Origin of the sequence: Pseudoalteromonas sp. D15MCD-2, from assembly GCF_038562745.1 — a bacterium.
In the GTDB taxonomy this organism is placed as follows: Bacteria; Pseudomonadota; Gammaproteobacteria; order Enterobacterales; family Alteromonadaceae; genus Pseudoalteromonas.
The window spans coordinates 2,737,908-2,762,700 of sequence record NZ_JBCFQE010000001.1; the positions used below are offsets into that span (position 1 = coordinate 2,737,908).

27 protein-coding genes are annotated in these 24,793 nt (G+C 42.1%); 13 read left to right on the forward strand and 14 right to left on the reverse strand.

Annotated features, from left to right (window positions below; translation table 11 throughout):
- Nucleotides 1-3: 3 nt before the first annotated feature.
- Genes AADY36_RS12605 through rpoE form a run of 3 tightly spaced genes read right to left on the reverse strand, consistent with a single transcriptional unit; the run spans nucleotide 4 to nucleotide 2,171 of the window.
- Nucleotides 4-957: a MucB/RseB C-terminal domain-containing protein gene (locus tag AADY36_RS12605; RefSeq protein ID WP_054562253.1), complete on the reverse strand. Its 954-nt coding sequence runs from the start codon at nucleotides 955-957 to the stop codon at nucleotides 4-6.
- 4 nt (nucleotides 958-961) lie between these two features.
- Nucleotides 962-1,588 carry a sigma-E factor negative regulatory protein gene (locus tag AADY36_RS12610; protein ID WP_054562254.1) on the reverse strand — a complete coding sequence of 209 codons (627 nt, stop codon included), beginning with the start codon at nucleotides 1,586-1,588 and terminating at the stop codon, nucleotides 962-964.
- Nucleotide 1,589: 1 nt separating this feature from the next.
- The gene (gene rpoE, locus AADY36_RS12615) at nucleotides 1,590-2,171 is read right to left on the reverse strand and encodes an RNA polymerase sigma factor RpoE (RefSeq protein ID WP_036969086.1); all 582 of its coding nucleotides are present in this window, start codon (nucleotides 2,169-2,171) and stop codon (nucleotides 1,590-1,592) included.
- A gap of 393 nt (nucleotides 2,172-2,564) precedes the next feature.
- On the opposite strand from rpoE, the gene nadB reads away from it, so the two are divergent.
- Nucleotides 2,565-4,187, forward strand: coding sequence for an L-aspartate oxidase (gene nadB, locus AADY36_RS12620; protein ID WP_342409042.1), 1,623 nt, complete (start codon nucleotides 2,565-2,567; stop codon nucleotides 4,185-4,187).
- Here nadB and AADY36_RS12625 read toward each other — a convergent pair.
- A complete protein-coding gene (locus AADY36_RS12625; RefSeq protein WP_055197906.1) occupies nucleotides 4,162-4,569 on the reverse strand; it encodes a protein YgfX in 408 nt (135 codons plus the stop codon). The genes nadB and AADY36_RS12625 overlap by 26 nt on opposite strands.
- Complete coding sequence (locus AADY36_RS12630; RefSeq protein WP_054562257.1) at nucleotides 4,562-4,813, reverse strand: FAD assembly factor SdhE; 252 nt, start codon at nucleotides 4,811-4,813, stop codon at nucleotides 4,562-4,564. Before AADY36_RS12630 ends, AADY36_RS12625 begins: the two co-directional genes overlap by 8 nt.
- Before the next feature lie 120 nt (nucleotides 4,814-4,933).
- On the opposite strand from AADY36_RS12630, the gene ygfZ reads away from it, so the two are divergent.
- Both ygfZ and AADY36_RS12640 read left to right on the forward strand, forming a co-directional pair.
- Nucleotides 4,934-5,845 (forward strand): tRNA-modifying protein YgfZ, encoded by a 912-nt coding sequence (gene ygfZ / locus AADY36_RS12635; protein WP_054562258.1) that lies wholly within the window; start codon nucleotides 4,934-4,936, stop codon nucleotides 5,843-5,845.
- A 12-nt stretch (nucleotides 5,846-5,857) separates the two neighbouring features.
- Nucleotides 5,858-6,343 (forward strand): FKBP-type peptidyl-prolyl cis-trans isomerase, encoded by a 486-nt coding sequence (locus AADY36_RS12640; protein WP_054554327.1) that lies wholly within the window; start codon nucleotides 5,858-5,860, stop codon nucleotides 6,341-6,343.
- Between the two features lie 53 nt (nucleotides 6,344-6,396).
- Here AADY36_RS12640 and AADY36_RS12645 read toward each other — a convergent pair whose 3' ends face one another.
- From AADY36_RS12645 to AADY36_RS12665, 5 genes are all read right to left on the reverse strand, one after another.
- Nucleotides 6,397-6,867, reverse strand: coding sequence for a hypothetical protein (locus AADY36_RS12645; protein ID WP_054562259.1), 471 nt, complete (start codon nucleotides 6,865-6,867; stop codon nucleotides 6,397-6,399).
- A 14-nt stretch (nucleotides 6,868-6,881) separates the two neighbouring features.
- On the reverse strand, nucleotides 6,882-7,676 hold the full coding sequence (locus AADY36_RS12650; RefSeq protein WP_370316364.1) for a DUF481 domain-containing protein: 795 nt from the start codon (nucleotides 7,674-7,676) through the stop codon (nucleotides 6,882-6,884).
- A 59-nt stretch (nucleotides 7,677-7,735) separates the two neighbouring features.
- Nucleotides 7,736-8,056, reverse strand: coding sequence for an HI1450 family dsDNA-mimic protein (locus AADY36_RS12655; RefSeq protein ID WP_054554325.1), 321 nt, complete (start codon nucleotides 8,054-8,056; stop codon nucleotides 7,736-7,738).
- A gap of 118 nt (nucleotides 8,057-8,174) precedes the next feature.
- Nucleotides 8,175-11,288 carry an efflux RND transporter permease subunit gene (locus tag AADY36_RS12660; protein ID WP_055197904.1) on the reverse strand — a complete coding sequence of 1,038 codons (3,114 nt, stop codon included), beginning with the start codon at nucleotides 11,286-11,288 and terminating at the stop codon, nucleotides 8,175-8,177.
- Between the two features lie 9 nt (nucleotides 11,289-11,297).
- Entirely contained in the window at nucleotides 11,298-12,500 is a 1,203-nt protein-coding gene (locus AADY36_RS12665; protein ID WP_236702890.1) for an efflux RND transporter periplasmic adaptor subunit, read from the reverse strand.
- 258 nt (nucleotides 12,501-12,758) lie between these two features.
- Between AADY36_RS12665 and AADY36_RS12670 the strand changes: the two genes are divergently transcribed.
- The 7 genes from AADY36_RS12670 (at nucleotide 12,759) to AADY36_RS12700 (ending at nucleotide 18,936) form a co-directional block, all read left to right on the forward strand.
- Nucleotides 12,759-13,550, forward strand: a complete 792-nt coding sequence (locus AADY36_RS12670) for a crotonase/enoyl-CoA hydratase family protein (protein WP_054562262.1) — start codon at nucleotides 12,759-12,761, stop codon at nucleotides 13,548-13,550.
- Between the two features lie 69 nt (nucleotides 13,551-13,619).
- On the forward strand, nucleotides 13,620-13,973 hold the full coding sequence (locus tag AADY36_RS12675; RefSeq protein ID WP_054562263.1) for a CidA/LrgA family protein: 354 nt from the start codon (nucleotides 13,620-13,622) through the stop codon (nucleotides 13,971-13,973).
- Nucleotides 13,963-14,673 carry an LrgB family protein gene (locus tag AADY36_RS12680; protein WP_054562264.1) on the forward strand — a complete coding sequence of 237 codons (711 nt, stop codon included), beginning with the start codon at nucleotides 13,963-13,965 and terminating at the stop codon, nucleotides 14,671-14,673. Before AADY36_RS12675 ends, AADY36_RS12680 begins: the two co-directional genes overlap by 11 nt.
- 33 nt (nucleotides 14,674-14,706) lie before the next feature.
- Entirely contained in the window at nucleotides 14,707-15,546 is an 840-nt protein-coding gene (locus tag AADY36_RS12685; RefSeq protein WP_054562265.1) for a mechanosensitive ion channel family protein, read from the forward strand.
- Nucleotides 15,547-15,646: 100 nt separating this feature from the next.
- Nucleotides 15,647-16,798, forward strand: a complete 1,152-nt coding sequence (locus AADY36_RS12690; RefSeq protein ID WP_285221713.1) for a PepSY-associated TM helix domain-containing protein — start codon at nucleotides 15,647-15,649, stop codon at nucleotides 16,796-16,798.
- Nucleotides 16,798-17,268: a hypothetical protein gene (locus tag AADY36_RS12695; protein ID WP_054562267.1), complete on the forward strand. Its 471-nt coding sequence runs from the start codon at nucleotides 16,798-16,800 to the stop codon at nucleotides 17,266-17,268. The genes AADY36_RS12690 and AADY36_RS12695 overlap by 1 nt, the downstream gene beginning before the upstream one ends.
- Nucleotides 17,269-17,523: 255 nt before the next feature.
- On the forward strand, nucleotides 17,524-18,936 hold the full coding sequence (locus AADY36_RS12700) for a family 43 glycosylhydrolase (protein WP_287199693.1): 1,413 nt from the start codon (nucleotides 17,524-17,526) through the stop codon (nucleotides 18,934-18,936).
- A 32-nt stretch (nucleotides 18,937-18,968) separates the two neighbouring features.
- On the opposite strand, the gene AADY36_RS12705 is transcribed toward AADY36_RS12700, so the two are convergent.
- Both AADY36_RS12705 and AADY36_RS12710 read right to left on the reverse strand, forming a co-directional pair.
- Nucleotides 18,969-19,718: an RIO1 family regulatory kinase/ATPase domain-containing protein gene (locus AADY36_RS12705; protein ID WP_054562269.1), complete on the reverse strand. Its 750-nt coding sequence runs from the start codon at nucleotides 19,716-19,718 to the stop codon at nucleotides 18,969-18,971.
- An 86-nt stretch (nucleotides 19,719-19,804) separates the two neighbouring features.
- Complete coding sequence (locus tag AADY36_RS12710) at nucleotides 19,805-20,269, reverse strand: MarR family winged helix-turn-helix transcriptional regulator (RefSeq protein WP_054562270.1); 465 nt, start codon at nucleotides 20,267-20,269, stop codon at nucleotides 19,805-19,807.
- A 127-nt stretch (nucleotides 20,270-20,396) separates the two neighbouring features.
- Here AADY36_RS12710 and AADY36_RS12715 point away from each other — a divergent pair, with 127 nt between their 5' ends.
- From AADY36_RS12715 to AADY36_RS12725, 3 genes are read left to right on the forward strand one after another with little or no spacing between them, the layout of a single operon-like run.
- Nucleotides 20,397-21,548 carry a hypothetical protein gene (locus tag AADY36_RS12715; RefSeq protein ID WP_054562271.1) on the forward strand — a complete coding sequence of 384 codons (1,152 nt, stop codon included), beginning with the start codon at nucleotides 20,397-20,399 and terminating at the stop codon, nucleotides 21,546-21,548.
- Nucleotides 21,549-21,596: 48 nt separating this feature from the next.
- Nucleotides 21,597-22,487 (forward strand): dienelactone hydrolase family protein, encoded by an 891-nt coding sequence (locus AADY36_RS12720; RefSeq protein ID WP_054562272.1) that lies wholly within the window; start codon nucleotides 21,597-21,599, stop codon nucleotides 22,485-22,487.
- A gap of 47 nt (nucleotides 22,488-22,534) precedes the next feature.
- Nucleotides 22,535-22,750: a hypothetical protein gene (locus tag AADY36_RS12725; protein ID WP_054562273.1), complete on the forward strand. Its 216-nt coding sequence runs from the start codon at nucleotides 22,535-22,537 to the stop codon at nucleotides 22,748-22,750.
- Nucleotides 22,751-22,827: 77 nt separating this feature from the next.
- Here AADY36_RS12725 and AADY36_RS12730 read toward each other — a convergent pair whose 3' ends face one another.
- Nucleotides 22,828-23,535 carry a TorF family putative porin gene (locus tag AADY36_RS12730; RefSeq protein ID WP_055020669.1) on the reverse strand — a complete coding sequence of 236 codons (708 nt, stop codon included), beginning with the start codon at nucleotides 23,533-23,535 and terminating at the stop codon, nucleotides 22,828-22,830.
- Between the two features lie 11 nt (nucleotides 23,536-23,546).
- Nucleotides 23,547-24,764: a choline transporter gene (locus AADY36_RS12735; protein WP_054562275.1), complete on the reverse strand. Its 1,218-nt coding sequence runs from the start codon at nucleotides 24,762-24,764 to the stop codon at nucleotides 23,547-23,549.
- Between the last annotated feature and the right edge of the window lie 29 nt (nucleotides 24,765-24,793).

Sequence of the window (24,793 nt, forward strand, 5' to 3'; positions counted from 1 at the left end):
GATTTAAAGAGGTCGCGCTACCGACTCAGCTATAGCTTTGGCTGTCATAGCAGGGATATTACCAACAACCGATACATCAAAGCTACCACCATTGTGTACATACACAGTCGTTGCGCCTGACGTTAAAGCACCGCTTGCGCGCTTACCCGGTAAAGGTCTTTGAATAAAAACAGACACTTCAACAAACCCATCTGAATATAAATAATAGTCAGCAAGTTCATTGTTTAAGTCAAGTTTATGACGATCTGACTTTAATAATTTAAAGCCATCTGGCAACCAACCAATTTTCCAATCATTCGCTGCGCTGTCTTCATTATTGGCTAAATCGTTAGTCGCCAACACCGCAGGAAAGTCACGATTTTGCATTTCAACTAACATAGGCGCTGGCTGTTCTGTTACGCTGATATGAGTTAACTGTAACTGCTCAAGCATCTCACCTTTGTGATTCACATAGGCAGATTTAAGTAACAACGATGACTCAGTATCTAACCAAATCCAATAGTTATATTTGTATTCATCTTTTGATTCAATACGCACTAACTGTGCTGAGCGCCCTGCAATACGGCCTTTTCCGCCAAGCACAAAATCATAATGAGCGCTTAGTCGGTTAATATCTTTAAAAAGTACTTCAGGAATTGGCCCAGCGATAGAGTCTGTTTTAACTGAATAAGGCTCTGAATGAGGCTCAAAATAGGTAACTTGATCGTCAACGCGCACCATTTCTAGGCCAGCGCCGTTGAGTAAACTTAGATGCTCAAGTTCAATATCACCTTGTTTTGCATGTAACCAGCGATAGGGTTCCATAGCTTGGCCTTTTACAACCACAAATGATGCGTCAAAGTTGCGAGTATGAACGGCCGTAGCCATATCATTTAATAAAGTCTTGGCGGGATTTTCGTCGCTGGCAATGGCTGGAGCCGTTAATACCAGCGACAAAATAAAAGTAAAAACTTTCATTTAATTAGTTTTTTTCCTCGTCTGCATTTTCTGCAGTTTGCGATTTTTCTAGCGAATATGCAACACGTGCTTGACGTTGGTGCTCAAGAACTAATGCGCCAATACGCTGCTGTTGTAACTCACGTAAACCTTGCTCTGCATTTTCTAATGCAGGCTGCTCAGATGAGTAACTTACAGGAGAAGCCATACCCGTTAACGGTACTGTTTGTAATGTTGGAATGTCACTTTGCGGTGACTCGGTGTTTTGTGGCAATGTTTGTACGCCCACAATCGCAAACATAGCAACACTAGCAGCAATAGCCACTTGGGCAAATGGGCGACGCCAATTAAATGCTACCACGTTATCTGTGCCTGTTGCCGCCACGATCTCTTCGCTTTTTGGTGCCGTTGTTTTATTCGCGAAATCTGCGTATACAGGTTCTTGCTCAAGTGATTCTGCCACTGCATCTGCAATGTCGAAATTAAAAGCGTTGTTATTTGCCTCAGCACGCATTACATCACCAATCATTGCGTAACGACCAAATGTAGATACATCGTCGTTTGTGATCGCTTGATCAGTTAACTGCTGCTCGCCGTCAAGTAACGCGGACAACTGCTCATTATCCAACTTGTTAACGTCTGCTTTTGTCATACTAAGACTCACCTATTAATGGATTCAATTTATTATCAATCGCCTCACGGGCACGGAAAATACGTGAACGCACCGTTCCCACTGGGCAATCCATAACCACGGCTATTTCTTCATAGCTCATACCTTCAATTTCACGAAGGGTAATCGCGGTTTTAAGATCTTCAGGCAAACTATCAATCGTATTAAAAATTACAGCACGTACTTCGTCACTTAATAACAGGTTTTCTGGCGATGCGTTTGAACGCATTGCATCTGCACTGTCATAAAATTCTGCTTCTTCGGCATCAACATCGTTAGCTGGGGGTTTACGACCCTGCGCAACTAAGTAATTTTTAGCACAATTTACGGCGATACGGTACAACCAAGTATAAAAAGCGCTATCACCTCTAAAGTTAGGTAAAGCACGGTAAGCTTTAATAAAAGCTTCTTGTGCGACATCAGCAACATCACCTTGGTTCGATACATAACGTGAAATCAAACCTGCAATTTTATTCTGATATTTTCTAACTAATAGGTTGAAGGCGTTTTTATCTCCTTGCTGGACCCTTTTAACTAGCGCTAAATCCAAATCCTGCTCGCTCATTCGAGCCGGTACTCCTCTGTTTGATTCTTGCTTGCTATTCATATACTCGCCATTGTTTACACAAACTCTGACTGCACCATGAATATAAAAGTTCAGTTTAAAATGATTTTTTTATAAAATAGCACGCAAATAAATTGAGTCATACCAATCTTATTACACGACAACCTCAATAACTGCTTAAAAATCAACGGTTATCTAAATTGAATTCACAATTAAAAACAGCTAACAATAAACTGTTTATGTGACGATAAAACTAATAAGATTGGTATAACGTATTAAAATGACTAATAGTGTTAAAGCAAATATGGTACATATACGTATACCACATAAAAATTTATTTGCTCAAACTTTTGGCACTACTAGCCGAGCATTGTAACCGCAAAGACCACAGACATGAACCAAAATAAACATCACATTACTGATGTCGCTATCATTGGCAGCGGCGCCGCTGGCCTTTCTCTTGCTTTATCGCTTGCTAATTACTGTAAGGTAACGGTACTTAGTAAAGGCGCATTAACTGAAGGTTCTACCTTATATGCTCAAGGTGGTATTGCAGCAGTATTTGATAAAAAGAATGACAGCATTGAATCTCATGTTGAAGATACACTCGATGCAGGTGGCGGATTATGTGACCGTGATGCGGTTTACTACACAGCAAGCAATGCTAAAAAATGTTTAAAGTGGCTTATTGAGCAAGGCGTACCTTTTGATATGGAATTCGATTCAAAAGGTAAAGAGCGTTTTCATTTAACTCGCGAAGGTGGTCATAGTCATCGTCGTATTTTACATGCTGCCGATGCAACTGGCCGAGCAGTGCAAACCACCTTAATTAGCCAAGTACAAGCACACCCTAACATCACCCTGTTAGAAAATTACAATGCCATCGATTTAATCACAGATAAAAGCTTAGCCAAAAAAGGCAAGCATGTTCACGGCTTGTATGTGTGGAACTGTGTTGATAAAAAAGTTGAAACTATAGCTGCTAAGTTCGTGTCACTGGCAACAGGTGGCGCAAGTAAAGTGTATTTATATACTTCTAACCCTGATGTATCGAGTGGTGATGGTATCGCAATGGCATGGCGTGCAGGGTGCCGTGTTGCCAATATGGAATTTAACCAATTCCACCCAACAAGTTTGTATCATCCAGAGCTGCAAAACTTTTTGATCACCGAAGCAATGCGCGGTGAAGGTGCGTATTTAAAACGCCCTGATGGCACTCGCTTTATGAAAGACTTTGATGAGCGCGAAGAACTTGCCCCTCGCGATATTGTTGCTCGTGCTATCGATTTTGAAATGAAACGCCTTGGTGCGAACTGTGTGTACCTTGATATTAGTCACAAAGACAAAGACTTTATCATTGAACACTTCCCAACTATCTACGCAAAATGCTTAAGTGTTGGCCTCGACATTACCAAAGAAGCCATTCCAGTGGTGCCTGCTGCACACTATACCTGCGGCGGTGTTATGACCGACTTTAATGGCCGTACAGATTTAGATAACTTATACGCGGTTGGCGAAGTGGCTTATACAGGTTTACATGGTGCTAATCGTATGGCGAGTAATTCGTTACTTGAATGTATCGTGTTTGCTCATGCTGCCGCGAAAGATATTCTGAGCAAAATCGATGCAAGCCCTGCCCTTGAAGCCTTACCACTTTGGGATGAAAGTCGCGTAACTAACTCAGACGAAGAAATCGTTATTACCCACAACTGGCATGAACTAAGGTTATTTATGTGGGATTACGTGGGTATTGTACGCTCAACAAAACGTTTAGAACGTGCGCTTCACCGCGTTGAATTACTGCAGCAAGAGATTCACGACTATTACGCGAACTTTAGAGTTACAAATAACTTATTAGAACTTCGAAACCTAGTACAGGTTGCAGAGCTTATTATTCGCAGCGCCCTTGAGCGTAAAGAAAGTCGTGGTCTTCATTACACGATTGATTACCCAGAGCAAAACGAAAATCCAACACCAACAATTTTAACGCCTAAGTCGGTTGCTGCACTGCAATAATCGCACGCTTTAAACGCGAGAAACTTTCTTCATCAACACTGGCTGAGCTTATAATCAGCCAGTGTGATTGATAAAACCCAGCCAACCTCAGCACTACAAAATTAGCAAACACATAACTTTTAGCTGTTATCTGGCCTTGAATTTTAAGTTTGTCGTTAACAAACCTGAGCTCTGCTTGCTCTAAAATTATAAAACCCTTTTCAGGCTGTGCTTGCTGGACTTTTTTAAAACTAAGAATGGCTAAGAAAAAGCACGCTAAACAAGCCAAAAGTTGAGCGAAAACATGCTGGTAAACAAAGCATAATATGATGGCTGTTAAGCAAAAAAAGACCACAAAGGGTTTGTGGTCTGGGGTGTTATTTGTAACGGTAAATCTATACACGAACTCGGTCTAAAATTAACGCGACCATACCGTTAAGCTCTGGGTCTTTACACTCTTCATGACCCATGAACCAGGCGAATAAATCAGGATCATCGCACTCAAGTAAGCGTTGAAAAACGGCTTGCTGTTCTTTTGATAGTGAGTCAAACGCTTCTTCAACGAATGGCATAAATAAAACATCTAGTTCTAACATACCGCGACGGCATGCCCAACGAATACGTTCTTTACTGTGAATTTCAGTCATTTTAAACCTCGTACTTATTTGTCTGCAGTTTACCAAATTGCTATCGAATAAACAGCTATTTAAATTGCTACCCTAACTAAGTTATCATTAGCGCTCATTCATATCGTAAAGAAGGTTTTTATGTCGACTGTTTACGCATGTCCTTTATCTTATTCACTTATCAGCCTAACTGGCAAAGATAAGTTGTCTTACCTTCACGGACAAATTACGCAAGATATCAACAAATTAACTGATGATAACTTCCTTTGGGCTGGCCACTGTAATGCAAAAGGCAAGCTTTGGGGTGTGTTTAGGTTGTTTTCACACCTTGATAGCTATTACCTTGCGGGCTCAAAACCTGAGGTAGAGCAATCGCTAGTCGAGTTAAAAAAATATGCGGTATTTTCGCAAGTAGAAATTCAGCAATCTGAAAAACCGCTAATTGGCTTACTAGGTGATGACCTAACAGCGACTCTAGAAACCTTAGCAATTAATTTTGACGACGAGCACAGCGCAGTCGACTTTGCTGGCGGTAAAGCGTTAAAGCTTGCAGATAACCGTGTCTTGCTTATGGTCAACGAAGAATTTAGCTTACCTGATAACGTCACAGCTCTTGATGATGACGCGTTATGGCAACAGGCAGCTATTGCCGCAGGCGAGCCGTCATTAAACAGCGACGCTATTGGCGAATACGTACCGCAAATGGTTAACTTGCAAGCGCTTGGTGGTATCAGTTTCAGAAAAGGCTGCTACACAGGGCAAGAAACCGTCGCTCGTATGAAATACCTAGGCAAAAATAAACGTGCTATGTATATAGTTTCGGGCAAAGCTGAAGGCTTACTTGACGAGCTTGAACTCGAAACACAAATGGGCGAAAACTGGCGCCGTGCTGGCAAGCTTATTAGCCAAAGTTTTAATCAACAAACGCAAACCTTAATGGGTCTGGTTGTGCTTCCTAACGACAATGAAGCAGGCCAAATTTTGCGAGCAAAACACCTCCCTCAGGTAGAGTTATCTATTCAAGCTCTGCCTTACTCTCTCGAAGATGAATAAATAGGAATGACTATGATCGTAGCAGCAAACAAAGTGGTAAAAATGCATTATTCAGTATTGGATAATAACAAAAACACCATCGACAACTCTTTCGATGGCGAGCCACTAGTGTTTATCGTTGGCACGGGTTTCTTAATTCCAGGCCTCGAAAATGCGCTATTAGGTAAAGAAGCGGGCGACACATTCAGCGTAACAGTTGAGCCAGAGCAAGGCTATGGTGAGCGTCACGATGACCTAATGCAAGCAGTGCCAAAATCAATGTTTGAAGGTATGGAAATTGAAGTTGGTATGCAGTTCCGCGCTACGACAGACGCTGGCGACCAATCAGTAATGATCATTGAAATTCAAGACGAAGACGTTATTGTAGATGGTAACCACCCTCTTTCAGGTATTACCCTTCATTTTGATGTTGAAGTACTTGAAGTACGCGATGCAACTGAAGAAGAATTAGCACATGGTCATGTGCACGGTGAAGGTGGTTGTGGTCACAGCCACTAAACCATTACTATAAAAAAAGCGCCATTGGCGCTTTTCTTATATCTGCTGTGTTCTTATTCGACTACTTCTTCTGTATCCACAGAAGCGTCTGTCACAGGTTCTGCAATATGCTCTCTAAGCGCAGCAAGTAAGCCTTCTTGGTCATTTGTCCCTAAGCGATAGTGCGTACCGTCTTTCATTGCCAATTCAACAGCACTAAATCCAGATACACTGTAAACCCAGCCATCATGCGTGATACGCAGACCAATACCATGGCGAAATGAATTACTTACCGCTCGAACTGATTCAATCTCATCAAAAGTCACTGTTTTACCAAATACACCCGGACCGAATGCCCAGCTTACTGTTTTATCGCTCACCTTAATCGTTAAGCCATGAAACAAAAAGGCCACCAGCACTAAGATAGCGCTAAACACCATAAGAGGAATATCTGCACCAATTAAGTTCCAAGCTAAGGCAATGAAGGCGCCAATCCAGCCTAAGATAACAAAAATAAAAATAGCGTACTGTTTATGTTGATACATTCTGAAGTATTCTCTTAAAAGCTATAAACAAAGGTTGCACTCAGCTCAGAATCGTACTTGAGCTTATCTTCCTCTGGTTTTGAGTTATAGCGATACATGTAAGTAAATTTGAGTGATACATCACCCATAATTTTGCTGATCAGGGATGTTTCTGACTTTAAACGCGAGTTTAACCCTGACAATGATTGTTCATAACTGACATCTTGATTAAAGCGAGTACGAGCAGAGACCGTACGCTCCCACTGCAGCGCTAAACGAAGCAGATAACCTGTTTTTGTTTCATCTTCTTCTGTTGCAGTCTCTTGATCAGCCACCGAGCGGTATAAACCAGGGCCCACATCGATATCGACTTTATTCTTGCTGCCTTGGTAAATGCGGTTACCGTAACCAGTCGCTATGGTGCTCTTAAACTCAAGACCACTAAACTTATCTCGCTCATAGTCACCATATATGAAAAATGACTCATTTTTCACATTTAGCTTATAGTTACCTTGGCCCGATACAAAAATACGGTCAGCAGAGACTTCTTCATCACCAGTTTCTTCATTACGGTCACGTTTGTATAAAGTATCGAGCTTAAATTGGTTACGCCACTTTTCGAAATCTTGGTATAGGTTACCTTTAAGTTTGAAGCTGGTTGAGTTGGTATTGCCACGGCTTACCATAAAACCAAACTCCATATCTCCGTACAGCAACTCGCCTTTATGAATTTTATGGATTTCTTCTTCTGATAATTGGCCGTACTCATGGAAGTCTTCAAACGGATCAACAGCAAAAGCCTGCCAACTGCAAACTAGCAGGGCGGGCAAAATAATTCGTTTTATTGAATTAAAACAACTAAAAGTAGAGTCAAACATCGGCTGGAGAGTTATTCGCTATCTTTCCAAAGAATGTGGCAAAACGGTGCATCTTTGTCTCGGCTAATTAAAATTTTCGCAAACAAGATATCTTGATTGTCGAATTCTAGTCCTACTAAGACTTGTACAAATAGCTCAGGTTCAATTTCGAGTGCAACAAAATCTTGCCACTGCTCGTCAGGCTCACCTTCTTCAATAAAGCCAAGCTCTTCTCTGTGCTCGTTAAAATCAGCAATATCTTGCTCGCTTAAATTATCAGGCGCTAATTCTAAAAAGATATCATAAGCCTGATGAGTTACTTCTTCTTCACTGTATAAGCGTGGACCAGCCATTCCTTAAACCTCTGCACATGTGTGTCGCTTTGAATCTGGTTATGATAACAAACCTCTTTTGAGTTTTACCAAAAAAAAAGCCAGGTTGCCCTGACTTTTTTGTAATTAATAACAGATTTTACTCAGCACTTGCTGTGCCTTTTATTTTTTCGCGCATTGATTGCACGAGCGTATAAAATAGAGGAACAAGCAAGGTACCAAAAATGGTTGCAGCTAACATCCCGAATAACACGGTAATACCGAGCGATATTCGGCTACCTGCCCCTGCGCCACTTGCAAACACCAACGGCAATACGCCAAGTACAAACGACAATGCCGTCATCAACACCGCTCTAAAGCGTAATCTTGCCGCGTTAAGAGCCGCTTCAAAAATACTTTTGCCTGCCGCGCGCTCTTCCATAGCAAACTCAACAATCAAAATGGCGGTTTTGGTGGACAAGCCAATCAGTAGCACTAAACCAACCTGTGCATAGATGTTGTTTTCCATACCAATTACATACAGCGCAAGCATGGCACCAAATAACGCCAGCGGTACCGCTGCAATGACCGAAAACGGAATTGTCCAACTTTCGTATTGCGCTACTAAGAATAGATACACAAATACTACCGCTAAGCCAAACAAAATTGGCGCCATGTTACCCGCTTCAATCTCTTGTTTAGACTGCCCAGCCCACTCGTACACATAGCCTGTTGGTAATTGCTCAGCCAACTCTTGCATTGCTTTAATAGCATCACCACTGGCATAACCCGCCGCAGGTTGTCCGCTAATGCTTGCACTTCGGTATAAGTTAAAGTGCGTTAAACTTGTAGGGCCAAGAATTGGCTCAAGTTTAGCCAATGTAGTGAGCGGCACCATTGCTCCTTCATCATTACGCACGTAGTAGTGCTGTAAGTCTGCGGGGTTTTGACGAAAACGGCTTTCCGCCTGCATGATGACACGGTAAGTACGACTGAATTGGTTAAAGTCATTAATGTATAATGAGCCCAGTTGCGCCTGTAAAGTTAAGAAAATATCGCTAAGCGCGACCCCTTGAGCTTTTGCCTTATTACGGTCAATTTCAAGGAAATACTGCGGCACATTGGCTCTAAATGTACTGTAAACATTTGATAGCTCTGGGCGCTGGTTCGCTTCATAAATTAAGCCATTTAATACTTGAGCAAGCTCTGCAGGCTCGCGCCCTTCACTATCTTGTAACCTAAACTCAAAGCCAGCACTGTTACCAAGCCCCGGAATTGCAGGCGGGTTAAAGGCCATGATTTGCGCATCAGGCATCGCCCAGAACTGCCCCATTAAGCGCGTTAGTACCGCTCGTAAACCAAGATCAGGGCTAGTTCGCTCTTCCCAATCTTTGAGTACCACAATACCAAGCGCATTATTAGAACCCGCACCGCCAAGTAATGAGAAACCAGACACCGCAATAAAATCGGTTGCCGCTGGTTCATTTTTTACAATGTCGCCCAGCTTATGCATTACATCTTGGGTACGACCGCTTGCTGCCGCATCTGGTAATTGCACATCAACAAACAGGAAGCCTTGGTCTTCTGCTGGTACAAAGCCTGTAGGCACTGTTTTTACTAGCCACCCTGCGGCAGCAAAGATTACCAGAGCAAATAATGCCATTCTGGCGGTACGTTTGAGGATAAAGTTAATAACTTTACTGTAACCATTGGTTGAGCGAGTAATAATGTTTTCGAACGGTGCTAACCATTTAATCGGCTTCATGGCTTTTTCGCTTAACAATAAAGCACACAATGCAGGGCTTAATGTCAGTGCATTTAATGATGAAATGAGTACCGCAAAAGAAATCGTCACCGAGAATTGCTTATAAAGCTCACCGGTTATTCCCGGCATAAAGCCTACTGGCACAAACACCGCAAGCAAAACTAAGGTCGTTGCCACGATTGGCCCCGATACCTGCTCCATCGCTTTGGTAACCGCTTCTTTAATCGGCAGCTTTTCTTCTTTTAGTATTCGCTCAACGTTTTCAATAACGATAATGGCATCATCTACCACGATACCTATTGCAAGCACTAAACCAAACAAGGTGATTAAGTTGATGGAGTAATCCATCATCATCATAAACGCGAAAGTCCCCACTAAGGATACCGGAATAGCCACCGTTGGAATGAGCGTAGCGCGCCAATTTTGTAAGAATAAAAACACCACTAAAATAACTAAGCCAACCGCTTGAACAAGGGTTACAACTACTTCGTCAATCGAGCGATTGATGAACTCTGTAGTGTCATAAGGAATTGAGTACTCAACGCCATCAGGTAGCTGCTTAGCAAGCTCTGCCATACGGGCTTTTACATCAGTAGCCACTTGTGTCGCATTCGCTTCTGTTAGCTGATAAATAACTAAGAATGCAGTGTCTTGCTGGTTTAACTTTGCTGTTGTGCTGTAGCTTGCCGCACCTAATTCAATACGGGCAATATCGTTTAAGCGCACGAAGTTACCATCTTTACTCGAGCGAATGATGGTTTGCCCAAACTCTTCAGGGGTTTTTAAACGCCCTTTTGCCTGAATCGAATATTCAAATTGCTGGCTCGGTGCAGAGGGGGCAGCCCCCAGTTTACCTGCTGCTACGATAGTATTTTGCTCTTGCAGCGCAGCTTGAACTTCTGACACAGTTAAACCCAGTGACGCCATTCGATCTGGGCGTAACCACAAACGCATTGAATAGGTTTGTTCACCCATTACCTCAGCAGATGCAACTCCATTTATTCTGCCAAGTGGCTCGGTTAAATAGTTAGTTGCATAGTTACTTAAGAAAATAGCGTCGATATTTTCTTGGTTAGAGTACAAGTTGATACCAAGTAGCATCGAGCTCGATTTTTTCTTAACCGACACACCTTGGCGCTTAACCTCTTCAGGTAAGCCTGCTTCTGCAAGTGCCACACGGTTTTGTACGTTAACTTGGGCAATATCTGTATCTGTGCCGACCTTAAAATACACAGTTATGTTGGCCGTGCCGTTATTCGACGATGTTGATTCGATATACATCATATCTTCAACACCATTAACCTGCTCTTCTATGGGCCGGATCACCGACTCTTCGACAATTTGCGCACTTGCACCTGGGTAACTAGCACTAATTTGTACCTGCGGAGGGGTTATTTGCGGATACATATTCACAGGCAGCAAAGCCATTGAAATTAAACCCGCAATGGTAATAACAATCGAAATTACCAAGGCAAATTTTGGGCGAGATATAAAAGTTTTACTGATCATATCTCACTCCTAAGAGTTAGCTTTGCTAGAAATAGTGCCGGTTGTTTCATCGACATTTTTTTCAACAGCTTTCACTTCAGCGCCTTGGCGAACTTTTTGTAAACCTTCAATAATGACTTTTTCACCAGCCTCTAAGCCTGACTCAACAACCCACATTGCATTAATACGACGACCAAGTTTAACAATCCGCATAGCCACTTTGTTTTCGTCATCAACAACGAGCACAAACTTACCTTGCTGGTTTTCTTGTACCGCTACTTGAGGAATGAGTGCCAAGTCTTGTTTATTGGTGCTTTCAACGATCAAGGTGACAAATAAGCCCGGCATGACAATGCCATCTGGGTTATCAAAAGCGGCTCTTAGCTCAACCGTGCCTGTGTTGCGGTTAATTTTGGTATCAGCAAAATCAAGTTCGCCTTTATCAGGGAAGGTCGAATTATTCGGTAAGCGTAAAGTTAAATCGATTGGCACATCGCGAGGGTCTTTATCTGACGGTGCTTGATGATTTTGGCGATAAGAGATGTAGTCTGCTTCTTCAACCTGAAAACTTACATAAATTGGGTCTACATCGGTCAGCTCCGCAAGCTCATTGGATGATGGCCCAACAATATTCCCCACATCATAGTTCACTTTACCAATACGCCCTGCAAACGGCGCACGAATTTCGGTATAACTTAGATTAAGTTTTGCTTTTTCAAGTTCAGCTTCTGCGGCTTTAACAGCTGCGGTGGTTTGCTCAAAATTAGTGGTTAGTTTATCGAGGTCTGATTGTGAAATAAAACCTTGCGCAGCCACATCTTTGCCGCGTTTTAAATCACGTTCAGCGGCGCCCGCTGCGGCAACTTTACTTTTTAAGTCAGCTTCAACTTCTGCCACAGTAGAGCGGTACTCTGATGGGTCAATACGCAGTAAAAGCTGATCTTTTTCGACCGATGAACCTTCATTAAAGTGACGTTCAATTAGTTCACCCTCAACTCGGGCTCTAATAGCAACCTCTTGGAATGCTTCAGTACGCGCGACAAACTCTCGGTAATTACCAACTTCTTGTGTGACGACATTAAATACTGATACGGCCGGTGGCGGCGTAGCTTGTTGTTGTGCTTTATCATCTGAGCAGCCAACCAATGTAGTTGTTAATGCTACAGAAATTGCAGCAAAAGCCAAAGAACGAGATGATTGTTTAGTTATGCGAGCTGTTTTGCGCATCAGCATATATTTACTCCTTGTTGCGCGACTTAAAGCTAAGTCTAGTCGTGTCATGGGATTTTGCGAAAGTATCTAACTAATCACAAAATCAAACTAGCGATGAACTAGCATCTTTGTTTTAAAAATATACACCAATTTGTAACTAAATATATGACAAGGTTACCCATTTTTGGAAAATATAATGATTACTTGCGACACATCAGCAATTCTTTACTTAGTTGTAATTAACTCGTAAGCTCTAGCAAACAGGTCAGAGGAGTTACCATGATAAAACTAGAAATAAAACAACAAGTCGCATGGGTTAGCCTTGCTCGTCCCGAGAAACAAAATGCACTCAGTTTTGCCATGTTTGTCGAGCTTTCAAACGTAATCAAAAAAATTAAACGTGATCGCAGTTTACGTGCGGTGGTTATTTCTGGTGAAGGCGAACACTTTTGCTCTGGATTGGATGTTGCTGCGGTGATGAAAAAGCCAAGCAATATCATCAAGCTTTTATTCAAGTGGTTACCAGGAAACCAAAACTTAGCGCAAAAAGTTGTACTAGGTTGGCAAGACTTAAGTATTCCGGTGATTGCGAAAGTAACCGGACACTGCTTTGGTGGCGGTATGCAAATCGCACTCGGTGCTGATTACCGCATCGTCGATAAAAACGCTAAATTAGCGATCATGGAAGCTCGTTGGGGCTTATGCCCTGATATGGGAGCTAACGTGGTGCTTGCAGGTTTAATGAAGCGTGATCAAGCACTTTGGTTAGCAAGTCATGCAGGGCCAATCTCTGCTGAAGATGCTAAGGAGTATGGTTTAGTTACACAGCTCACTGATGACGTTGATAAACAAACCGATGCTGTACTAGAAACCCTACTAGCGCGCTCACCAGATACTCTGGCAGCAATTAAACGAATTACTCAGCAAAGCTACCGTTCACAGCAGCGTAAAATTCTCGCTAAAGAAACCTGGAGTCAAATTCGCTTACTGATGAACCCTAATACTAAAAAGGCGATTGCAAAGGCGAAAGGTGCAGAGGATATTCAATTTAATAATGCCAAATCATGGTAAGCTAAAGTCGCATAGTACAACTGACAAGGGTATGATGTAGTTGTACTTTATTCGCAATTATCCTGACTTATGAAATACCTTATCAGTAGTGTCATTATTCTTACCTGCTTAGCCGTTGCAAAGTTTTTAACGGCTTTGCTTGAAAGCTCTTTCCCTGCCCCATTACTCGGTATGGTGTTACTTCTCGTGCTACTGTTAACGGGCCTCGTTAAAGAACAACATTTAAAACCAACAGCCAGCCCTTTACTTAATTATATGCCGTTGTTCTTCATCCCTGCAGGGGTTGGCATTATTGAGCACCTAGGTTTAATTTCGCAGAACTGGACTTTATTACTAACTATTTTTATTGTCGTGCCACTGACCAGTGTTTTACTCATAGGCGCTGTTATCGCTTATTTTAAGGGCCGCGAAAATGACAGTTAGTTTATGGTGGCTCTGCGTTCCGTGCATTATTGCGCTTTTCTTAGTACTGCGGTTTTTAAACGCGAAAACCCAGCATGCCACTGCCAAAGCGCTTAGTAATCCTGTGTGCTGGGCAATTGTGTTAACTGCAGCGTTGTTAGTGGCATTTAAGCTCCCTTATGAGCCTTTTGCCGAGCACAGTAAAGTTTTAAGCTGGTTGCTTGAGCCTGCCATTGTGGCATTGGCTTTACCGCTTTATCAGCAATTTATCCACGTAAAAAAGAACCTACTGCTAATCCTCATAAGTTGTAGCTTAGGGGTGATCAATGCCACCTTGGTCGCCTCGCTAATATGTTATTTTTTTGCTGCCCCTGCTCAGCTAAGCGCATCCCTAGCAAGTTTATCTGTAACAACACCCATCACCTTATTAGTAACTGAGTCACTGGGGGGGATTCCTTCTTTGGCGGCAGCCATGGTGATTTTTATTGGCGTACTTGGGGCTATATTTGGTAATTTGATTTTCTCGCTGATAAATATCCGCAACGCCCAAGCAAAAGGTGTTGCCATTGGTACCGCTTGCCATGCCATTGGCACAGCATCACTGATTAGTGATCAGCCAAAAGCAGGTGCCTTTGCCTCTGTGGCGATGGCATTAAGTGCGCTACTCAGCGCGATAATAGTGCCGATACTTTATCCTGTTATTCAGCATGTTCTGGTATAGTCAGAATTCGCAGTAACCTTGTTAGGAAAACACATGATTGACTCAGAAATACAGCAAGTCGAAAAATACTACAATCTGATCATGGAATATTTGGTCACCTACAGTATGCAAATTTTAGGTGCCATCTTAATTCTATTTATTGGTTTATGGATTGCGCAAAAAGTATCGAATATGGTTGCTGGACTCATGCAGCGTCACAATATCGATATTACCCTCACCAACTTTGTCAGTAATGTCATCAAAGTATTGCTGATCATTATGTTCTTGGTTATTGCCCTTGGCAAAATTGGCATTAGCGTGACCCCATTTGTCGCTGCCATTGGTGCTGCATCTTTAGGTGCTGGTTTAGCAATGCAAGGCATGCTTTCAAACTATGGTGCGGGCCTTGCCATCATTGCAACAAGGCCATTTGTTGTTGGCGATACTATTGAAGTAAAAGGCGTGAGTGGGCAAGTTAAAACCATTGAGCTTGGTCACACAATTTTGATTAACGAAGAAAAAGTCGAAATCACCATTCCTAACAAACATATTGTTGGTGAGATTTTACATAATTCGTTTAGCTATTCATTAGTTAAAGGTGAAATAGACATCGCTTATGATGCCAATGCAGACCTCGCTATTGAGCTTATCGAAAAAGTGTTAGACGAGCATGAGCTAGTTAGTGACTCTCCTCATGCACAAGTCGGTATTGAGCGCTTTGCTGAGAGCGGTGTTACCTTGAGCTATCGCTTTTGGGTGCCAACCACCAAAATTATTGAGACCAAATTAGCGGTGAACCGCAATGTATTTAAAGCAATTCAAGGAGCGGATATCGAAATTCCTTTCCCACAACGAATTGTTACCCTCAATCAAACTAATGATAAAGGCGCTTAAAGCGCCTTTTTTGCAGCTCGTCGACAGAGATTGTGTTTGTTCAAAAGATTGTAGTACAATTTAAATGATAACAATTACTATCATCAATTAACGTCGGGCTATTTTTACCATGAGTAAACGTCTTTGGTTCCAACTACATGGTTGGTTTTCACTCCCTGTATGGGTGCTATTTTGCTTTATTTGCGTCACAGGTACTGTATCTGTGATAAGCCATGAGCTTACTTGGCTGACCAACAGTGAAGCACGTGCAAACAACCCAAATGATTTACCAGCACTTGGTGTTGATCAAGTTATTAATAGCGTTGAAAAATCCTACCCGACTGCCGATGTAATGAGTGTACTCACTTATGAACCTTACTTGGTAAATGCGGTTATTTTCACTGATACCGACAAACCTTATGCTGTGGCTTACGTCAATCAATACACCGGCGAAGTGCAAGCGGTTAATGACACTATCTCATTCATTGAATTTATGCGTACCCTACACGGCTGGCTATTCTTCCCTTGGCAAGAAGGTTACAGCGTAGGTTACTACCTCGTCAGCGCCATGGCTTTTGTTATTTTAGGTGCACTAGTAACAGGCTTAGTGATTTATAAAAACTTTTGGCGCGCATTTAGTCAGCCAAAACTACGTTTTAATCAAGGTAAAAAAACCTTTCTAAAAGATTTACATACCCTAAGTGGCGTTTGGTCAATTTGGTTTATGGCAGTAATGGCACTAACAGGCCTGTGGTATTTAGTGCAAGCCATCATGTGGCATAATGAAATAGACATTGAAGAGCACGCACCGCTCGTGGCAGTGTCAACTTTACCTGCGGATAAACAAACACCGCCAACCGACTTAAAAGCGGCACTGGCTATTACCAAAGAGAAATTCCCAGATTTCAAACCTAGTTATGTGATGCTGCCAGAGCATAACCGCGGCATGTTTAATATCATGGGCAGTGGCGATACTATTTTCTACGATAACTACGCTTACTCAACTTCAATCAATCCTTGGACAGGCGAAATTGCAGCAAGTAAAAGCCCAGAAACCATGTCGGGATTACTCACCCTTTCACATATCGCCGATCCGCTGCATTACGGTAACATTGGCGGTCTGTGGACAAAGGTTATCTGGTTTATCTTTGGTTTAATTTTAAGTGGTATGTCGATCACTGGTTTTATGATGTATGCCGCAAAATTAGTAAATAACAAACCTGTAAAAGCGCGCCAATCAGCGCCAGTGAATAACGTTCAGGAGGCAAACTAATGGCTCGTTTACAAGCAACTTGGTGGCAACGTAAAAAGTATGTTTTACATGCTGTGGTACTGGCTTTACCTGTATGGTTTATTTATCAGTCATTAAACCCTCAGTTTCCTGCACTTTGGCAAGAGCAACAAGCGGGCGAATTTAAAATCGCCCCGATGCCGCTAAATGAAGATGCCCCGTACTCACACCACAATGAGTATGTGAAAGATTTCTTTATCGCCTTTAATCAAGGTGACATAAGCAATGTTCGTCAGGCGTATTTAAATATTGGCCAAGCGCCTTTAGCACTAACGGAGTTTGCTAAAGATGAAGAAGGCATAATGCATGGCACCAATCATGGTCAGCACGCCCATGCGATAGCTCCTAAATCCATCTCAGCAGATGATAAACTGTGGATCACCATCCAAACTTGGCAAGGCCAACTGCATACCCTCAAATGGGATATTCCCAGCCAGTTTATTACTCAATAACATCCGAAAAGCCACTCACTGAGTGGCTTTTTTGTATCTCAGCTAAACACTAAAGTCCCTTCCAAAATAGTTAAAGGTAAAATTTTTGTTAATTATTTTTACCATTCACCTTTACAAAAGTAATAATATAATAAAGTATTATAAATAGTTTTCATTTGCACCAATACTCTTAACTGAGTTAGTAGCTGTAGATCAAAACTCATCCAAGGAGCAGAACACACAAGGAAAGCTCAATAACAATGATTTGGAGACACAATGATACTTTCAAAAAAAGCCCTAGCTGCACTCAGCTTGGCAACAACCCTCATTCTGCCCAGTGCTTATGCGATTGATAATGGCGTATACACCATTAAATCAAAGTACAGTGCTAAGTTTGTTGAAGTAGCCAGCGCGCAAACCAACGACGGTGCAAATGTTAGTCAGTGGGCTGACACTAATCACGACACCCAGCGCTGGTTAATCACCAACATAGGTGGCAGCAACTATTCGGTTATTAACTTAAATAGTGGTAAAGCCTTAGAGGTGTTTGACTTCTCGACCGCCGATGGCGGCAATGTGGTGCAATATGAGTACGCTAATCTTGCCAGCCAACACTGGCAAATTAAAGAGGAAGGTAGCGGCTATTACAGCTTTATTAACGATCACAGTGGTAAGGCTCTTGACCTATATGCTTTTGATGGCAACGATGGCGCAAATATTAGCCAGTGGAGCTATAACGGCAGCGATGCACAGCAGTGGCAGCTAACCAAGCTTGCTAATGTTGAATCAACCCCTTGGGATCCATCCACAACTAATGGCGCTGCAGACCACTGGCCACTTACAGGTAATTTAGTCACCCACGATCCAACCCTTGGCTATGAAAATGGCACTTGGTGGGTTTTTCAAACAGGCCCTGGTATTTACGGTAAATATTCAAGCAACGGTGTAGATTGGAATGATGCGCAACCAATTTTCTCAAATGGTTTAAGCTGGTGGAGTAACTATGTGCCAGATCATGATGGAATTGATGTCTGGGCGCCTGAATTAAAAAGCTACAATGGTCGTAGCTGGCTTTATTATTCGATTTCGACCTTTGGTTCACGTGTTAGCGCTATTGGCCTTACCTCAGCAAGTAGTGTGGCAGCCGGTGATTGGCGTGATGATGGTTTAGTAATTAACACGACCAATAGCAATAATTATAACGCCATTGACCCCGATCTCGTGGTAGCAAAAGATGGAGCACCTTGGCTTGCCTTTGGCTCATGGAATTCGGGTATTAAACTAACGCGTATTAACCCAATGACCATGAAACCATTTGGTCAAATCTACTCTTTAGCAAGTCGCTCTGGTGGCATCGAAGCACCTACCATAGTGTATCGCCAAGGCTATTACTATTTGTTTGTTTCAGTTGGCAAATGCTGTGATGGCACGAATAGTACTTACCGTATTGCGTATGGTCGCTCTAGTGACATCCGCGGCCCATACCTAGATAAAAATGGTACCGACATGTTAGCCAGCGGCGGGAGCATTCTTGATGCGGGTAATAGCCAATGGGTAGGTCCAGGTGGACAAGACATTTTAAATACCGATGTGATTGTTCGTCATGCCTATGATGCAGGTGATAATGGTACCCCTAAATTGCTCATCAGCACCCTGAATTGGGATGCGAATGGTTGGCCTAAATACTAGTTCTCCCCACTAAGCGCGTGCAAGCGCGCTTTTTACAATCTATCTAATATACTGCGAACAAATTCAGAATTAAGAATCTGAGTTACAGCCCCGCTACACCATAAATAGGCACGTTGAATCGGATAACCTTTAAAAATCCAACGCTTACGCACATGATTAAAGTCGTGCAAATAATCAGCCTTTGCTTGCGGTAACGAGTCTTTGGCTAACTTATGCCATGCTTTATAAACCCCACTCATATCGGCACCACGCATAAAACGCTGTAACCAGCGAGGAAAGCGTGCAAAGCGAATCGCTGACTGAAAATCAATAATGTAAGGCTTGCCGTCTTTTGAACAAATAACATTACCTAAATTACGTAAGTCGAGGTGCACCACGCCGCGGCGATGCATTTTTGCTACCAAACGCTCAAATTCTTTAAAGAACTCACTCGGTAAATGCTGCTGTTGCAAGGCAAGCTGGCGAAGTGGCGTGCCTTCAATAAAATCATAAGCAATAGCAATTGATGACAAACGACAAAAGTTATCGACCACTCCGTCTACATCTTGCAGGCGTGCCAGCCCCTTGTACTCTTGATTGATAAAAAGCGGCGCGATGGTTTTTCTCACCCACCATGGGCTGTGCTGAAAATCTTTAATAATTAAATCAAATTTCGCGTCTTTATAACGATAAACAATGGCATTGGCAAAGCGGCCTGTGTGAACAACCGACAAACCTTCGGGGCTAAATTGATGAGCTGGAAATTGAGCGTGAAGCTGCGCAAGCAAAGATGATTCAAACATAACAACCCGGACTTGTTAAAATTAAATGCCTAGGCAACTATATTATCAAAATGCGTCTACAGCGACAATGTACCGCTTAGAGAAATTTATGCTTTTAAATTATGAATTGCTCTAAACAATAAGCTTGCGAGTTGCTCTTGCTCATCATCAGAGAAGCCTGTGAGTGCTTTGCGATAGATGTCATTTACAGTAGGTAAAATTTCTGGGTAAAGCTGTTGGCCTTTTTCAGTCAGGCATAAAAGAGTTGAACGGCGATCTTCAACTGACTGCTTTTTAGCAACTAAGCCCTTGTCTTCTAAACGAGAAAGTAATCGACTCATGGCACCACGGTCATACACCATGTGCTCACAAAGCTCAGCCAAGGTATTTACTTTACCGCGCGCAAGTAGCACAACCACAATGTACTGAGCCGACGTTAGCTCTTTATCCTCTAAAGCATCATCAAGATGAGTCACTAGGTTTGAACGTAAGTAAGAGACTAAGCGACCTAAGTCTTGCACGGGATCTAAATCTTCAATACAGCACTGGCCAATTGATGCAGGTTCTTTCATATTTCCTCTAAAGCGGTTAATAGCAATTCATAGACAGTTAATCGGAAAAATAATTCAATCCTATTAGATTGCTTCAACAGCTATGAATAGTGTAGCGTGAAGAAGCGTACTAACTGTCGGGGGCGTTATGCTAACTAAACAACATATTATCAAGTATTTATCTCTTACAATACTGCTACTTCTTTGTTGGCTAGAGCATTATAACCATTTCATTATGCGCTTTATCGACAGCGCCCTAGTACAATCAACCCTAGTGTACGCTTCATCACGTACAGTTAACGCTGCTATTTCGCTATTGCAATCAGCCGAAGTGGGCATTGGTATTGCGAGTATTCAACCTGCACAACTACTCGACCCAGTAAATGACCTAGCTGAATACATGTCGGATGCTATGCGCTTAGCTATAGGCTCGTTATTTTTACAACGCATTTTATACACCATTTCTTCTGGGGTTATTTTTAGCAGTCTCTTTACAGTTTCGGTTGTCGCATACTTTATTTGTGAATGGCGTAACTTCTTACCCAACTTACGTCATAAAATTATGGCGAGTCTTATTTTAATTCGCTTTTTAGTGCCTGCTGTGGTGCTTACAACAGGCCTCGTGAGCCAAGTATTCTTAGATGAGCAAATAAACCAGCAAAGTGAAATCGTAAGCGAAAAAGTCGAGACGGTGAATAGTAGTGCAAATAACACCTCTGCCCTATCAGCCAAGCTAAAAGCCGAGGTCGATAGTGAAAAACAAACCATCTTCGACAAGCTCTCGCTATTAAATGAGCAGCAGATTAAGAACCACCAGCGAGCCACTGAGCTCAAAGGTGATTTAGCAGAGGTCGAAGCCCAAATAGAAGCGATTCAAGCAACCCGCAGCTTGTCTGAGCGACTGACCTTTACTGAGCTTGAACAAGCCAAGCCATTACTTGATAAAAAGCAGCAATTAACAGCGCAGTTTAATGCGGTACTAAACCAGCAAAGACAGCTGAACCTAGACAAAGACGCCTTAAACAAGCAACTAGAAAACCTTAACGCATCACTCAATCAAGACCAATCGTCGCAGGTGAGTAAAATTATCGATACCGTCACCTCTGGTATTAGCAACATGGTGGCTGCCGTCGAAGACTTATTTATCGACTTTTTGAATATCTTGTCACTGCTGATTTTAAAGCTGTTATTAATGCCGCTAATATTTTTATACCTATTTAACAAAGCCTTTAAGGCTATTTGGCAACGCCGCTTTATGGACGTAGTAATGCAAACAAAACAACTGGCTGTTAATCGCTGATATTTCAGCTAAAGTTATAAACCTAACTCGTTTTTAAAGGATATAAGTATGACTGAGCAACGCCATAACCACATTCCCCAAGAAGCTTTCGATTGGTACGATGAATACGCACATGGCTTAATGGACCGTCGCACCTTTATGAAAAAGCTGGGTGGCTTAGCTGCCCTTGGCTATTCAATGGCAATGCTAAGTAGCGCTTTACTACCTAACTACGCATTAGCTGAGCAAGTATCCTTTAATGACCCTGATATTAAAGCCAGTTATAAAACCTTTGATTCGTTTAAAGGTCACGGCGAAGGTAAAGGCTATTTAGTCGAACCCGCTAATTTAACGGGCAAGCTCCCAATAGTATTAGTGATCCACGAAAACAGAGGCTTAAACCCTTATATTAAAGATGTTGCTCGCCGCCTTGCCAAAGCCGGTTTTATTGCCTTTGCGCCAGATGCATTGCACCCTCTTGGTGGCTACCCTGGTAATGATGATGAAGGCCGCGCAATGCAGCGCTCTATGGATAAAGAAAAAATCCAACAAGACTTTATCGCCGCAGCTGAATACATAAAAAGACACCCAAATAGTAACGGTAAACTCGGTGCGGTAGGCTTTTGCTTTGGTGGTTATATGGTTAACTACCTAGCTGCAGTTGATAGCAAACTAATTAATGCGGGCGTACCCTATTACGGCACTCCGGCTGTTAAAGAGCTGAGACAAAATATCAAAGCCCCACTGCTAGTACACTTAGCTGAGTTTGATAACCGCGTTAATGCAACTTGGCCAGAATATGAGAGCGACTTAAAAGCGCATCAAGTGCCTTACACGATGCACATGTATGAACAAGCAAATCATGGTTTTCATAACGACTCTACATCTCGTTATGATGAAAAACAGGCGGAGCTTTCATGGCAACGCACATTGGCGTTTTTCAATGAGCAATTGATTTAAACAGAGCAATTTCATACACTCTCGAAAAAATTTAGGCTAGAAAAGAGATGGAATCGCAAGTCAGTTATCGCTTTGACTCACAGCAAACCGCTAATCGGTTTTTAAACAAGCTTAAACATTGGTCAGTGGCTAAAGTCACTGCGAGTCTTTGCCAAGGTGGTTATGGCGTGAAAATACGCTACGAAGTCGATACCAGTGGCTTTGATTACACCCTTGCTGAGCTTGATGATTTAGCGATGCAGCACGAAGGCGAAGAGATTTAATACCCATATTCTAAGCATAAAAATACGGCTAACAAAGGTTAGCCGTTTTTATTAAAGCTGCGCTAACAAAACGCTACTTATAAATCAAAGCTACGTGAAATAGACGCGACAATGCGCTCATCTGCGGTATCCCAGTCAAGGCTGGTATTTTCTCCTGCAAGCTCAAAATCAAAACCTGCAAAGCTTGTTTGATAGGCTAAACGATAATGGTTGTATGACTTATCATTACCATCCCAAGCAAACTTATTGCCATCTAATGAGTTAGATACATCAAAACTGGCACGAATTGCATGATTTGGGGCAATTTCAAAGGTATGGGCAAGCATAGAAATTACATGCCCAGCATCGGTACCGAAGTAATCCCAAGCGTACCAGAAGTTAAGTTCTGTAAAACCTAGGCTATTGGTATAGCCAAACTTTGCATAAGTCTCAAAATAATTACCATCGCTTGAGTAATCTTCACCGTGGTATGAGTAGTAAGCAATACCATAATCAATACTAAGAGCGTCAGTTAACTCAGCATAGTTACCAAAATACGCATCCCACTCGATGTCTGTGTCATCGCCAAAATCTACATTTGAAGCCCAAGTACCTACATACATACCTGAATCTGCAAAGGCATAATCTAAGCTCCCCTGAATCGCGGGGTCATTCATGGTTTGGCTTACACCATTAAAGGTGTAATCTGAAGCCAATGTAACCGTAGTCGATAAGTCAGCCATAGCTGATGTCGATAGTAATGCCAATGGCAACGCTGCTGCTAATACTGTTTGTCTTGTTGTCATGTTGGTTTCCCTTAGCTAACTGTTTCTATTTTTGTGTAATCTAATTTGTTGTCTTTTGGTGAGCCTTCGATATTTTTCACTGTTTTTAACTTGCTGTAGCCAATAAACACAGCACAGCCGAAAAATAACGCGATAACGAGCGCACCAACCCATTGGATCTGTAAAAAGTCGAACTTAAACAGCAGGGTTAATAATGAAAGCGCCACAACATTTAAGGCAATGTAATTAAATTTACCTAAACGCTTCACCGTTAAGTTTAGGTTATCTGTGTATAAACGGATCAAAGAATCAAGTGAGTTGATCACAAACACCACACCAACAAACACCATAGCGATGTTTTTCAGGCCTGCTGTTGCAATACCCGCTTCATGATATTGATACAAAACACTAAACCAGATAGCGATTGGAATAGACGGGAAAATCAACATAGCCGCCAGCACTTGGTAAGTTTTTAAGCCACCCACAAAGCGCGAAGTAAATTGACCAATCATGATGCTCCAAGCAAACCACCAAAACAGGTAGAAGGCATGGTAATCATTCAGTGGTAATACAAACTCATTGATGTTGCCAAAGTAGCTGCCAATTAACGCAAGGTTATCAACAAATGCTGATGTTTGTGCATCAGAACCCACAAAGGCACCGAACCACATAAATGCGATTAAAGCGATAAATAACCAAGTAGTAGAAATACTTAAAAAGCGTACATACTTAATGTCTGTGCTCGAATACACAGCAAAACAAATCGCTGCAAACACCATTAAGTAGAATGTCGGAATAATTGACTCACCATCACCAAGCGACGGTAAATACCAAGGTAAATTTGACAGCAGTAAAAATGCAGTAAATGCGCATGTGCCAATAATAACGATGTTATTAATTAGTTTTACCCAAGCAATTTCAAAGAATTTTACTTTAGGTTCTATTACGCAGAAATAAAAGCACGTAAGGAAATAAAATCCCCAGATCAAGAAGCCCCAAAAACCAAACTCGATGGCTAATGGATTGGCAAACGCATACTCTGGGCTTGCTTTTATGTCTGCATAACCTGCAAACTCTGTCAGTGGAAACATAATCAAGCCAACATCTAGGCCCGATGTAAATAAAATTGCAATGAACGTAAACGTTCTAACCGGTGTGACGCCAACACACCTTACCGTACCCCATTTAAATAAAATAACCGCAATTGCTAACAGGGTAAAAATGATGCCAGCACTAAGCCAAAAGGTCATAGTTCCCCCCCCAAAATAAGTAATAATAC